This window comes from bacterium, from assembly GCA_027622355.1.
Lineage (GTDB): Bacteria > UBA8248 > UBA8248 > UBA8248 > UBA8248 > JAQBZT01.
This window is the reverse complement of the sequence record JAQBZT010000052.1, coordinates 1-12,500: the sequence shown is the minus strand read 5'-3', so window position 1 is coordinate 12,500 and position 12,500 is coordinate 1. Positions and strand designations below refer to the sequence as shown.

Genomic DNA, 12,500 nt, shown 5'->3' with positions numbered 1-12,500 from the left:
GCTCAACCTCGACGATTTGCTCACGCGCTCCTATCCGCTGGACCAGATCAACGAGGCCTACGACGCGCTCCTCAGGGGAGAGGTGGCAAGGAGCGTGATCAAATACGACTGATGGGCTGCCATCTCCGGGCGGCTTTTCCCGCTCTATGGCATAATGGCGCCATGAAATGCACGCGCGCTCACCTGATCCTTATGGCCGTGGCGGCACTTTTCGCGCTCGCGGGCTGCGCCAGCGCCCTGAAGGATGTCGCCGTCCGCTCGACGACCTCCATCCTCGAGGATTCGGTCGCGGCCCTCAGCGCCGAAACGGACACCATTCACGCGCAAGAGGCGTCCGCCTCCCTCCTGGTGATGCTGGAGGGGCTGATTCTCAGCGACAAAGGAAACCGCACCCTCCTCCAGCTCTCGACCCAGGCCTACGGGAGCTACGCCTTCGGCTTCCTCGAAGAGACGGCGCCCGCCCGCGCGCGGCGGTTCTACCTCCGGGGCAGAAACCACGGACTCAACTCCCTGCTCCAAAGATCCCGGCTCGCCGCCGCCATGAAAAGCGGCATACCGGAGCTGAAAAAAGCGCTCTCCAACCTGGACAAAAGCGATCTCCCTCTTCTTTTCTGGACGGCCTACTGCTGGAGCGGATGGATCAACCTCAGCCGCGACAACCCCGACGCTCTTGCCGACCTCCCCCGCGTCGAAGCCATGATGGCCCGTGCGCTCGAAATCGACCCGGGCTATTACTTCGGAGGGCCCGATCTGTTCTTCGGCGTCTACTACGGGGGCCGCTCCAAGCTCCTGGGAGGCGACCCCGGAAAGGCGAAGCTGCACTTCGAGCGCTCAATCGCGCAAAGCGGGGGGAGATTCCTCATGGCCAAGGTCCTGTACGCCCGCTATTACGCTGTTCAGACCCAAAACCGGGACCTCTTTATCCGCCTTCTGAAAGAAACCATTGCCGCCCCCCGACGCACCCTTCCCGAGCAGGCCCTCGCCAACGCTCTCGCCAAGGAAAGGGCCAAGGCGCTCCTCAAGGATGCCGACAATTATTTCTAACTTCACCGAAAGGAACGGCTTGATGCACGCGCTCTTCCGCTTTGCGATTCTCCTCGCAGCATTTCTCGCCGCGGCGCCCGCACCCTCCCAGGCTGCGGCGGAGCGCAGCATCAAGTTCGCCAGCCTGGCGCCGGAGGGGACGACCTGGATGCGGATCATGCGCAAACTCGCGAGGGACGTAAAAGAGGAGACGAAGGACACGCTTCGCTTCCGCATCTATCCGGGCGGCGTTTCGGGAAACGAGCGGGATGTGGTGCGGAAGATCCGGGTGGGGCAATTGCACGCCGCGGGCTTCACGGGCGTCGGCCTCGGCGAGATACTCCCCGCCGTCCGCCTCTTCGAACTCCCCTTTCTTTTCCGCAGCTACGAGGAGGTGGACGCTGTCCACGAGGTCCTCGACCCCTGGTATGAAAAAGCGTTTCTCGAGAAGGGCTACGTTCTGCTCGGCTGGGCCGAGGTCGGATTCGCCCACTTTTTCTCGCAGGTCCCCATCCGCAGCCGCCAAGACCTCCTCGGGCAAAAAGTGTGGATGTGGGAGGGCGACCCACTCGCACGGACCTACTTTCAGGAGATGGAGATCCGCCCCATCCCCCTCGCCGTCACCGACGTGCTGACCTCCCTCCAGACCGGCCTCATCGAAACCGTCTACGTCAATCCCATCGCGGCGGTCGCCCTTCAATGGTTCACCAAGGTGCAGTACATGAACCCCCTTCCCATGGCGTACGTGACCGGGGCGCTCATCATGAAAAAAGACCAATTCGACCGCCTCGACGCCACGCAGAAGGCCATCCTTCTCCGGAAGACGCGCGAACACATGCGCTCCCTGAAAAAACTCACGCGGGATGAAAACGCACGCGCCGTCGCGGCGATGAAAAAGCGCGGCCTGAAAATTTCCGGCGACCTCTCCGCCCCGGCCCTCGCGGAAATCCGGGAGCGGGCCCAGCGCGCCCAAAAGAAACTCACGGGGACACTCATTCCGGCCGATCTGCTCAAGCGCGCCCTTGGAATCCTCGCCGCGCGGCGCGGACATTAATCGCGCACCGCCATGAATTCCCTCCCGCTCTCCCCCATCCACAGGGCCTGGACACACTTCGAGGCCGCCCTCGCGCGGGCGGAGAGCGTCTTTCTCGTCAGCCTCCTTCTCCTCATGGTGGGCGTCGGTTTTCTTCAGGTCATCCTGAGAAATATTTTTCACACCGGAATCTTCAGCGCCGACCTGCTCATGCGGCAAGGCCTGATCTGGCTGGTGCTGATCGGCGCCTCCCTCGCCGCGCGGGAGGACGGCCGCCACATCGTCATCGACATTCTCGCCCGGCTCCTCCCCGCCTCCTGGGCGGCCCGCGCCCGCAGGCTGACCGATCTGTTCGCCGCCTTCATCTGTCTTCTGCTTGCCCGCGCCTCATTCTTGTTCCTCGCCCAGGAATGGGAGGCCGGAAGCCGGATATCCGGCGTATTTCCGGCCTGGATCTTCCAGGTGGTGCTCCCGCTCGGCTTTGCCCTGATGGCCGTGCGGTTCCTGGGCGGCGCGCTCTTCGGCCGGCCCGCCTCGCCGCAGACTCGGGGAGATGCGCCGTGATCCTCATCGGGGGCCTGGGCCTTCTCGCCCTCCTCCTTTTGGGGGCCCCGCTGTTCACCCTTATGGGCGCCGTTGCGCTCTGGGGATTCGCCGCCGAGGAGATCAGCTCAGCCGCCCTCATCATCGAACTCTACCGGATGACGGACGCCCCCACCCTGCTCGCCATCCCCTTCTTCACCTTCGCGGGCTTCATGATGGCCGAGGCCGGCACCCCGCGCCGGCTGACGGCGCTGGCGCGCGCCCTGATGGGCTGGATGCCGGGCGGCCTCGCCGTGGTCACCCTCGTCACCTGCGCCTTCTTCACGGCCTTCACGGGGGCATCGGGCGCGACGATCGTGGCCCTGGGCGGGCTCCTCCTGGCCGCCCTCCACGAGGATGGCTATCCGGAGCGCTTCTCGCTCGGCCTGGTGACGACCAGCGGAGGGCTCGGCCTTCTCTTTCCCCCGAGCCTCCCGCTCATCCTCTACGCCGTGGTGGCCAAGGTGAACATCGATCTTCTGTTTTTGGCCGGGATCGCGCCGGGCTTGCTGCGGATATTCATCCTCGGGGGCTACAGCATGAAAACGGCGGGCGCCGCGGTGGGGAGAACCCCTTTCTCGACGGAGAAACTCCTCCGCGCGGCGCGCGAGGCGGCCTGGGAGATCCCCCTCCCGATCCTGATCGTGGGCGGCATCTACGGCGGCCTCTACACGGCGGCCGAGGCGGCGGCCGTCGCGGCCTTCTATGTTTTCGTCGTCGAGGTATTCATCTACAAGGACATCGATCTGCGGCGGGACATCCCGCGCATCGCGCGCGAGAGCATGGTGCTCGTCGGAGTGATCATGGTGATCCTCGGGGCCGCCCTCGGCCTGACGAACTACCTCGTCGATCAGCAAGTGCCGCAACAGATTCTCGGCATCATGAAAACCCTCATGGAGCAAAGATGGGCCTTCCTCCTCGGCCTCAACATCTTCCTGCTCATCGTGGGCAGCCTGATGGATGTCTTCTCGGCCATCGTCATCGTGGTTCCGCTCATCGTCCCCATCGCCAAGGAGTTCGGCGTCGACCCCATCCATCTGGGCATCATCTTCCTCACCAACCTCGAGATCGGGTACATCACCCCGCCGGTCGGGCTCAACCTCTTCATCGCGAGCAACCGGTTCGGGAAGTCCATCGCCGAGGTGTGGCGCTCCACCCTGCCTTTCCTGCTCTGGCTCCTCGCCGGGCTCCTCCTCGTCACCTATATCCCCGAGATCAGCCTCGCTCCCCTGAGGTGGTTCACGGGCCTGGGGCGCTAGAGTCCGCCTTGAGGCGGCAGCCGATTCGCTATAAGGTCCTTCTCTGCTTACGGCGTCCGGCAAGGAGAAGTTCATGACCGATGCATCCAGACAGCGGGCCGAGGTCCAGCGCTCCTTCAGCCGGGATTCGGCCTACTACGTGACGAGCACCCCCCACGCGCGGAGCAGCTCGCTCGCCCGCGCCGCCGAGGTACTGAACCCCAAGGGCGGTATCCTGCTCGACCTCGCCACCGGCGCGGGCCACACCGCCTTCGCCATGGCGCCTCGGTGCGATCGCGTCATCGCCAGCGATCTCACCGCCAAAATGCTCGATCAGGCCCGTAGGCTCGGCGCCGAAAAAAAGATCGGCAACGCCATCTTTCTCCGGACGGACGCCGAGAACATCGCCTTCGCGGACGGCACGCTCGATTACGTCTCGGTGCGCATCGCCCCCCACCATTTCGCCGACGTGCAAAGATCCATTAATGAGATGGCCCGCGTCCTGAAGCCCGGCGGCCGGGCGGTCTATGTGGACAACATTGCCCCCGAGGAGGCGGCCGAGGCGAAGCGCTACAACGACTTCGAGGAGCGGCGCGACCCGAGCCACAACCGGTGCGACTCGCTCCCGGTGCTCGTCGAGATGTTCGAGAGCGCCAGCCTGCGCGTTTTGCACACCGAGAACATCCGCAAGCGGATGGACTTCGAGGAATGGGTCCGCAGGCCCCACATCACCGGTGAAATCGAGGAAGAGCTGCGGCAGTTTCTCCTCCGCCCCACCCCTGCGATCCGTCACTGGCTCGCCCCCCGCGAAGAAGAAGGCCAGCTGGTCTTCGATGAGGTCGAAGCGGTCATCCTGGCCGAGCGGCCCTGAGGACATGGAACCGCGCCCGCCCGGGGACGAGCGCGGCCGCTACGAGCGCCTGCGCGAACTCGACCGCCGCTACCTGTGGCACCCCTTCACCCCCATGGACGAATGGGAGAAAGAAGAAGCTCCCATCATCGTCGAGCGCGGCGAGGGCGCCTATCTGATCGATGTCGAGGGAAACCGCTTCCTCGACGGAGTTTCATCGCTCTGGGTGAATCTCCACGGCCACCGCCGCGCGGAGATCGACGCCGCCATCCGCGCGCAGCTCGATCGTATCGCCCACTCCACCCAGCTGGGAATGGGCCATCCGGCCCCGATCGAGCTGGCGGAAAAACTCATCGCCATCGCGCCGAAGGGGCTCGCGCGTGTCTTCTACTCGGACAGCGGGGCCACCGCCGTCGAGGTTGCCCTCAAGATGGCCTTTCAGTACCAGCGGCAGCGGCAGTCGGCACGCCCCGAAAAATCGCGCTTCCTCGCCCTGAAACTCGCCTACCACGGGGACACCATCGGGGCGGTGAGCGTGGGGGGGATCCCCTTTTTCCACGACATGTTCGGGCCCCTCCTCTTCGAGACGATTCGCGCCGAGGCGCCCTACTGCTACCGGTGTCCGCAGGAGGCGGAGCGCACCCCCTGCGCGGTCTGCCGGGGAGAGGAGATCGAGCGCCTCATCCTGAAGCACGCCGATGAACTCGCCGCCGTGGTGATCGAGCCTCTCGTCCAGGCGGCGGCGGGAATGATCGTCCAGCCCCCCGGCTTCTTGCGAAGGGTGCGTGCGGCGTGCGACCGGGCCGGTGCGCTGCTCATCGCGGATGAGGTGGCGACCGGCTTCGGGCGGACGGGAAAGATGTTCGCCTGCGATCACGAGGGCGTCACCCCCGATCTCCTGTGCCTGGCCAAAGGTCTGACGGGCGGCTACCTTCCCCTTGCCGCCACACTGGCGAGGGAGGAGATCTTCGACGCCTTCCGTGGCGCCCCCGATGCGATCAAAACCTTCTTCCACGGCCACTCCTACACCGGAAACCCCCTGGGGTGCGCCGCGGCGCTGGCCAATCTCGATATATTCGAGCGCGACAAAACGATGGAGGCTCTTCAGCCGAAGATCGAGCTGTTCTGGGAGGCGCTCGCCGCCCTGCGCGGGCTGCCCCAGGTCGGTGAGGTGCGGGGGATGGGGCTGATGGCGGGCATCGAGCTGGTGGCGGACAGGGAATCAAAGACGCCCTTCCCCCCCGGGCGGCGGACCGGCAGAGCGGTGGCGCTCGCGGCCCGGGCGCGCGGCCTCGCCATACGGCCGCTGGGGGATATCCTGGTGCTCATGCCGCCCTATTGCGTGGATCGAAATGAGATCGGCTGGATGTGCGATGTGCTCGCGGCCTCGATCGGAGAGGGAGCGCCCCTTCCCTAGGGCCTTCCAGGCGCGCCGACGGGGGGAACGCCGGGCGACTCTCCCGCCGGGGGTGCCGGGGCGCCGGGCGGCGGGGTTTCTGCGGGCGGAGCGCCCTCTCCCGGCGTGCCGACGGGGGGCGGCGTCCCTCCAGGCGTCCCCGCGGGCGCGGGCGGCGCGGCCGGGACCGACGGGGGTGTCTTCGCCGTTTCTTTTTCCTTTTTCTCGGCGGGCTCCTCGGCCACCAGATCCTCGCGGTAGCGCATCGGTCCCGTCACCGAATAGGCGCCGGCAATCGTCTCGGCTTCCTGTCCGTCGATGAGCAGAATCACTTTTTCAAAGCTGTCCCGGAAGTTGAACAAGACCGTATTGGCGATCGCATAGGCGGTGAGCAACTCTCCCCAGGCGCCGCCCGGATGCGCCTCGCGCACCGCGCGGCTCAAATCGACGTAGACCACACCCTCCGGATCGGGGGTGACCGCCCGAAGCGTGGTCCCCTTTGGAAAGACAGGCGCAAAACCTTCTTTCTCGGGCCCGGCGAGCAGAGCATTGAGGGTGTTGCGGAGGGTCTCCTGGATGTTCTTGCCCTTCTCCACCTTGGTCGGATAGCGGAGCAGTTTTTCTCCTTCACCGCCCGCGAAAAAGAGAACCACATCAAGCGGAGCCGCGAGACCCGATTCCGCGTGCTGGGCCGGGTCCAGCGCCGCCCGCCTTCCAGAGTAGATCAGATCGAAGATCGGATCGGCGTAATAGACCGCCGCACCGGCGCCCGCCAGAAACAAGATGAGAAAAAACCACCTGGATTTTTTCATCTCATCCCCCCGGATTTTCCGAGGACGCCCCCCCGCCAGGGGGTCCAGCCCCGCCGCCGGGCGATCCGCCCGAGCCAGCGGCGGGCGCTTTCTCCGGCACGGCGGGCGGCTCCTCGGGCAAGCCGGCGAAGCGGACGATCGTCCGCACCAGGGCTGAGATCAGGGGACTGTCCGCCTTGAGTTCGCGCAGGCGCGCCACCTCCTCCGGCGTGGAAAGCACACCCAGGCTGAAATAGGCCGCCGGCATCTTGGCGCTCTCCAGGGTTCGCAGCGTGAGGACGCGGATCGGCACCTTCCCCGCCCCTTCGATCGCCTGAAGGCTGTCGCGCAGGCCTGTGGCAAAACGGAGGCTGTCGGATAGGTGCACGTTTTGCCCACGCTGCCAGCGAAGCGCAACGGCGTCGGCCGGTTCGCCGGCCATCCGGGGCGGGCGCTGCGGTGCCGCGATGAGGATCGATGCCCCGCGCAATCCGGGCGTCCAGGAGGCGTCTACATGGATCGAAAGGAAAAGGGCCGCCCCATTGTAGTTGGCGACGGCGGTGCGTTGAACGGGCGTCACCTCGGTGTCGCCCTCGCGGGTGAGAACGACGCGAATCTGCGGCCACTTCGAGAGGCGTCCGGCCAGAAGCTTCACGGTCTGGAAGGTGATGTTCTTCTCGAGAACAGATCCCACGCCCTGGCTGCCGGCTTCGCGCCCGCCATGGCCCGGATCGAGAACCAGGACAAAGGGCGCCACCTCGGTCGGGCCGCCGGAGGCGGCCGGCGCGGTCCGCGGCTGGGCGTGCGAGGGGGCCGCCGCCCCCATCAGGGAAAACGCCAACCCCCAGGCCCGGAATCCGGCAAAGCGCCTCAAATCAAACCCTCCCTCGCAGATCCGGGCGTCAAGTTAGCATCTTGCGCCTTCCAAGACCATCGGCATCGGCATGGAAAGGCTTGCATCGGGACATTTTTTCGTATGGAATGAAGGGGTTCTGCCGCCCGGCATCCGCAGCCCCTGAATGTTCATAGCGGCCAGCCCGTCTTAAGGAGATTTTCTCCATGAATATCCGGAACAGGCCCCTTCGCAGCGGCATTATCCTCCTGATTCTCCTTTCGTTGAGCGGGTGCTCGACCCTGCAATCCATCACTTCATCCTCTTCCTCGTCCTCTTCTTCCGGCTCGGCCGGGGCGCCCGCCGATGTCATGAAGTACCGTTTCGCGGACCTTCCCGTACCGCCCGGCCTTGCGCTCGACGGGGGAAAATCCTTCATTTTCGAGTCGCCCGGAACGCGCGCGGGGCACCTGGTCTATTCGGGTTTCCGGAATTACGGCGCCATCGTCAGCTTCTACCGGGAAAAGATGGTTGAGCACGGCTGGCGGCTGGTCAGCAGCTTCGAGCGCGACCAGGCCACGCTGGTCTTCGAGAAACCGGGATGGGTGATCAACATCGTCGTTCGGAAAAATCCCATCTCCACGATCGTTGAAATCGATATCGGACCCAGGGAAAAAGGATTTGTCGAACAGGACATCCCCGCCAAAAAGAAAAAATGACGGGCTCGCGCTTGTACAAACTGTGGGCGGGCAGATGGAAGCCCTCATTCTGAAGGCGCGCCTTGAGGCCGAAAACAGCCCGGTGCATTTGTCCTACGAGTCCACCGGGGCGATCTACGCCTTGACTTCCACGGACCTGGGGCAGGTGCACGTTCAGGTGCCGGCCGCTTTCGAAAGCGCTGCCCGCTTTATTTGCGAACTCCACAATGCACCGCAGGACGAAGCCGGGCGCGGGGAAGCCCCCTGAAAACATGAACCGCTACGGCCGGAGCCGCTGATGCCACAGGGCCTGCAGGAAGACTGGGAAGAGTTGCGGAAGCTTCTTCTGGAAAAATCCTACCGCGAGGGGAAGATCATTCTCACCTCCGGAAAGGAGAGCGATTTTTATGTCGATTGCCGCGAAACCACCCTCCACGGACGCGGCGCGGCACTCACCGGGCGGATTTTCTTTGAGCGGATCAAGGGCTCGGGCGCCCAGGCGGTGGGCGGTCCCACCCTCGGGGCCGACCCGATGGTCACGGCGATCGCCATGACGGCCGCCGCCGCGGGCGAGGAGCTTCCCGCCTTCATCATCCGGAAGGAAAGCAAGGGGCACGGGACGGGCAAGCTGATCGAAGGCATCGGCAATATTCCCGCGGGCGCCCGCGTCGCCATCGTCGAGGACGCCGTCACCACCGGCGGCTCGACCTACCGATCGATCGAAGCGGCGAGGGGCGCGGGCTTTGAGGTGGTGAAGGTCGTCTGCCTGGTCGATCGTGAGGAGGGGGGAAAGGAAAATCTCGCCGAAAAAGGAATCACGCTCGAATCCATCTTTACGCGCACATCGCTTCTCTCAGGAATCCCCGCCTGAGGAAAAATCCATCTTCCGGTAGCCCTCTTCGCGTTTTCTCCAGAAAAGCCAGAGACCGTGCCGGTGCATGATATAGGCCCGGCGAGAGAGGCCCGCGGCATCGGCGAATTTTTCGACATCCCGGTGCCCGAGGCGTTTTTTCCCGAGCGCATCGTTCAGCTCGCGCGCGCGGGGAAGATGTTTCTCGATCACCGCGTTTGGCGCCCGGGCGCCAAAGCCGCCGCCGTGCACACCGAGGCCCAGATGGGAGAGCACCCGATCCATCTCCCGGAGAATCTTCTCCTGCTCTTCCCAGAAGAAAAGACCACCCCGGAAAAGAACCAGCTCGAAACATTCATCCGCGAAAGGAAGCTCCAGCATATCGAGCGGGCGAACCTCGATTCGATCCGCCAGCCCGGCGACACCGATTTTCTCGCCCTGATACGCCAGCGCCTCCGGGTACGAATCGCCGCAGACAAAAGACATCCCCGGGCACTTTTGGGCCAGCGCCACGCTCACACCCGGCCCGTAGGGGCCGATCTCGAGCACGCGGCCCTCCCGGCTGCCCATCTCGCCCAGAATCTCGTCGGCCACATAACCGTAGAAGGGCGTGAAGTGATCGTTCACCTCGCGCTCAAGCTCAAACCCCACAAAACCCTCCAAATCCAGAGATGAATTCCACTTCCGCCTTGACACTCCCGTACGAGAAGCTATGGTAGAGGAAAATTAAAGATTTCACTAATTGTATTATTGGTTCTATCACGATGGAGCGGAAATGTCAGATCGGCCGGTGGGGGTAGGTTTTGTGGGCCTCGGCAGGTGGGCCGAGGTTATTGCCCAGGGAATCGAGGGGGCGGCGGGCATCGAGACGGTCGCCGGCTACACCCGCACCCCCGAAAAACGGGTGGATTTCGCGAAGCGCTACGGCTGCGATGCGGTCGATAGCTACGAGGCCCTTCTCGCCCACCCCGGCGTGGAGGCCATCGCCATCCTTTCCTCCACCCAGGTCCACTACGAGCAGGCCCTCGCCGCCATCAAAGCCGGCAAGCACTTGTTTCTCGAAAAGCCCATCACCGTCACCCCCGCCGAGGGAGTGGAGGTGGTCCGCCGCTGCGATGCGGCCGGCCTCACCCTTCAGGTCGGCTACGAGACGCGGTGCATGGCCGGGGTGCGGCATATGAAAAAGCTGATTGACGAAGGAACGCTCGGCACGCCCGTGGCTTGCGAGGCGAACTGGTCGCACGATATCGGGCTACGGCTCACCCCCGATGACTGGCACTACTACTGGGAGAATTGCCCGGGCGGCCCCGTCATGCAGCTGGGCATCCATCATGCGAACAATGCCATCCTCCTCATGGGGCCGGTGGCGCGCGTGCGGGCCATCTGCACCCAGCAGGTCACCAAGACCGAGGTGCCCGATCTCACCAACGCCATCCTCGAGCACGAATCCGGCGCCCTCACCTATCTCGGCAACTACTACCACTGCCCCCGCAGATGGCACATCAACCTGCTCTGCACCGGGGGCACGGCCTCGCTCGACATGAAGCTGACCCAGGGAGACGTGCCCGCCTACATGAAGCAGTTGCTCGAAGCCGACATCCACTCCACCCTCCTGGTCCAGATGAAGGGTGCGGAAAAGCCCGAGCCGGTGGCGCTGCCCGCGGGCGATAACATCATCGTCGCGGAGATGGCAGAGTTCGCCCGCAGGGTGCGCGGCGGCGGCCCCTCCGACGCCGACGGCCCCGCCGGAGTGGAAACCCTTTCCGTCATCCTCGCCGCGGTCGAGAGCATGAAGAGCGGCCGCGCCGTTGACATGAAAGAATACATGACCGCCCAAGGCGCCGTGTAAGGCGCAGGAGAACCATGCCCACTTTTGACATCGTATCCAAGACCGACATGCAGGAAGTGGACAACGCCATCGGCGGGATCACCCGCGAGATTGCCCAGCGCTTCGACTTCAAGGGAAGCAAGTGTTCGGTGACGCGGAAGGAGGTGGAGATCACCATTTTGGCCGACGATGACTTCAAGCTGAAGCAGGTGCACGACCTCATCGCCACCTACTTCACCCGCCGGAAGGTGGACCCCCGCTTCCTCGACTACAAGACCCCCGAGAGCGCATCGGGCGGCACGCTTCGCCAGATCGCGCTCGTCCGCCAGGGGATCGAACAGGAGACCGCCAAGTACATCACCAAGGAGATCAAGGGCCAGAAGTTCAAGGTGCAGGTGGCCATCCAGGGCGATGAGCTGCGCGTTTCGGGCAAGAAACGCGACGATCTGCAGGAGGTCATCGCCTTCTGCAAGGAGTTAAAAAAAGTCGAACAGCCCCTGCAGTACGTCAACTTCCGCGACTAGCCGGCTAGATGATCTTCCAGACGATCAGCACCCCGCCGAGGACGACGAAGCTGGTCCCCGCGATGAGGAGCGGGGTGATCCGCTCCATGTCACGGAGAAAGACCCAGCTCAAAATCAACGCGAAGAAAGGCGAGGTCGAGGAAATCGGCGACACGATCGTGAGATCGCCGAAATGAATCGCCGTGAAGTGAAAGAGGAAGGCCGCGGTATTCAGCAGTCCGCACACCCCGTAAAAAAGCCAGGCCTTTTTCCTTCCCAGATACGGCCGGTGGACCTTGGGGAGCGCCCTGCTGAAAAGAATCATGAACAAAAGCGCCGACAGATAGGTCACCGTCACCGCATAGACCGGCACCGGAAGGATATTGATCCCGGTTTTCCGGAGCAGGTTCGAGATGGAAAAAAACATCATGCCCGCCACCGCGAGCCAGATGAAGCGCCGGTCCCAGACGCTGTCCGCTTTCCCCTTCATGGTGATGAACACGCAACCGAGCACGACGCACACCGTCCCTCCCCAGATGAAGGGGCCCGGCCGCTCTCCGAGAAAACCGTAGGCCAGGGCAGCCGTCATCAGGGGGCCCGAAGCGATGAGGGGTGAAGTCCGAGAGACCCCGAGGAAATGTATGGACTGGTACATGAACACCCGGCCGAGCACCGGGCCCGTCACGCCGCCCGCCATGAACCAGAAGATTGCCCGCAGGTTCCACCATTCGGGCTCCCAGAGATACCAGGAGGCCGCGATCAGGAGCGGGGTGTTCACGATGAGACCGATCACCACCCCGGTGATGGCGTTGCCGTGGGCCTGCCCCTTGCGGACGACCAGGCTGAAGCCCGCCGAAAAGATGGCGGTGCCGAGGG

Annotated in this window: 15 protein-coding genes; 11 read left to right on the top strand and 4 right to left on the bottom strand. The window is 64.2% G+C overall.

All coding sequences use genetic code 11. From position 1 onward, the window contains the following. The first annotated feature begins 162 nt into the window (after nucleotides 1–162). The 6 genes from O2807_04900 to bioA all read left to right on the top strand — a co-directional run bounded on the left by O2807_04900 (nucleotide 163) and on the right by bioA (nucleotide 6,143). Nucleotides 163–1,044 carry a TRAP transporter TatT component family protein gene (locus tag O2807_04900; protein MDA0999843.1) on the top strand — a complete coding sequence of 294 codons (882 nt, stop codon included), beginning with the start codon at nucleotides 163–165 and terminating at the stop codon, nucleotides 1,042–1,044. Next, nucleotides 1,025–2,077 (top strand): TRAP transporter substrate-binding protein DctP, encoded by a 1,053-nt coding sequence (gene dctP, locus O2807_04895; protein ID MDA0999842.1) that lies wholly within the window; start codon nucleotides 1,025–1,027, stop codon nucleotides 2,075–2,077. The genes O2807_04900 and dctP overlap by 20 nt, the downstream gene beginning before the upstream one ends. A gap of 12 nt (nucleotides 2,078–2,089) precedes the next feature. Next, nucleotides 2,090–2,620, top strand: coding sequence for a TRAP transporter small permease subunit (locus tag O2807_04890; GenBank protein ID MDA0999841.1), 531 nt, complete (start codon nucleotides 2,090–2,092; stop codon nucleotides 2,618–2,620). Continuing rightward, nucleotides 2,617–3,897: a TRAP transporter large permease subunit gene (locus O2807_04885; protein MDA0999840.1), complete on the top strand. Its 1,281-nt coding sequence runs from the start codon at nucleotides 2,617–2,619 to the stop codon at nucleotides 3,895–3,897. Before O2807_04890 ends, O2807_04885 begins: the two co-directional genes overlap by 4 nt. A 73-nt stretch (nucleotides 3,898–3,970) precedes the next feature. Further along, on the top strand, nucleotides 3,971–4,747 hold the full coding sequence (locus tag O2807_04880) for a class I SAM-dependent methyltransferase (protein ID MDA0999839.1): 777 nt from the start codon (nucleotides 3,971–3,973) through the stop codon (nucleotides 4,745–4,747). A gap of 4 nt (nucleotides 4,748–4,751) precedes the next feature. Beyond that, nucleotides 4,752–6,143, top strand: a complete 1,392-nt coding sequence (gene bioA / locus O2807_04875) for an adenosylmethionine--8-amino-7-oxononanoate transaminase (GenBank protein MDA0999838.1) — start codon at nucleotides 4,752–4,754, stop codon at nucleotides 6,141–6,143. Here the strand turns inward: bioA and O2807_04870 are convergent. Together O2807_04870 and O2807_04865 are read right to left on the bottom strand one after the other, a co-directional pair. Next, the gene (locus O2807_04870) at nucleotides 6,140–6,934 is read right to left on the bottom strand and encodes a GerMN domain-containing protein (protein MDA0999837.1); all 795 of its coding nucleotides are present in this window, start codon (nucleotides 6,932–6,934) and stop codon (nucleotides 6,140–6,142) included. The genes bioA and O2807_04870 overlap by 4 nt on opposite strands. 1 nt (nucleotide 6,935) lies before the next feature. Then, nucleotides 6,936–7,787, bottom strand: coding sequence for an N-acetylmuramoyl-L-alanine amidase (locus tag O2807_04865; protein ID MDA0999836.1), 852 nt, complete (start codon nucleotides 7,785–7,787; stop codon nucleotides 6,936–6,938). Nucleotides 7,788–7,972: 185 nt separating this feature from the next. On the opposite strand from O2807_04865, the gene O2807_04860 reads away from it, so the two are divergent. The 3 genes from O2807_04860 to pyrE are packed head-to-tail and all read left to right on the top strand — an operon-like array spanning nucleotide 7,973 to nucleotide 9,314. After that, nucleotides 7,973–8,464 carry a hypothetical protein gene (locus O2807_04860; protein MDA0999835.1) on the top strand — a complete coding sequence of 164 codons (492 nt, stop codon included), beginning with the start codon at nucleotides 7,973–7,975 and terminating at the stop codon, nucleotides 8,462–8,464. 34 nt (nucleotides 8,465–8,498) lie between these two features. Next, nucleotides 8,499–8,711 (top strand): hypothetical protein, encoded by a 213-nt coding sequence (locus tag O2807_04855; protein MDA0999834.1) that lies wholly within the window; start codon nucleotides 8,499–8,501, stop codon nucleotides 8,709–8,711. A gap of 30 nt (nucleotides 8,712–8,741) precedes the next feature. Continuing rightward, a complete protein-coding gene (gene pyrE / locus O2807_04850; GenBank protein ID MDA0999833.1) occupies nucleotides 8,742–9,314 on the top strand; it encodes an orotate phosphoribosyltransferase in 573 nt (190 codons plus the stop codon). On the opposite strand, the gene O2807_04845 is transcribed toward pyrE, so the two are convergent. After that, nucleotides 9,297–9,944: a class I SAM-dependent methyltransferase gene (locus tag O2807_04845; protein ID MDA0999832.1), complete on the bottom strand. Its 648-nt coding sequence runs from the start codon at nucleotides 9,942–9,944 to the stop codon at nucleotides 9,297–9,299. The two genes, pyrE and O2807_04845, sit on opposite strands and share 18 nt — an antisense overlap. A gap of 124 nt (nucleotides 9,945–10,068) precedes the next feature. Here O2807_04845 and O2807_04840 point away from each other — a divergent pair, with 124 nt between their 5' ends. Both O2807_04840 and O2807_04835 read left to right on the top strand, forming a co-directional pair. Next, entirely contained in the window at nucleotides 10,069–11,142 is a 1,074-nt protein-coding gene (locus tag O2807_04840) for a Gfo/Idh/MocA family oxidoreductase (GenBank protein ID MDA0999831.1), read from the top strand. Nucleotides 11,143–11,156: 14 nt separating this feature from the next. Continuing rightward, a complete protein-coding gene (locus O2807_04835; GenBank protein MDA0999830.1) occupies nucleotides 11,157–11,645 on the top strand; it encodes a YajQ family cyclic di-GMP-binding protein in 489 nt (162 codons plus the stop codon). Nucleotides 11,646–11,649: 4 nt separating this feature from the next. Here O2807_04835 and O2807_04830 read toward each other — a convergent pair. Continuing rightward, nucleotides 11,650–12,500: DMT family transporter (locus O2807_04830; GenBank protein MDA0999829.1), on the bottom strand; the 851-nt coding region annotated here is incomplete at its 5' end.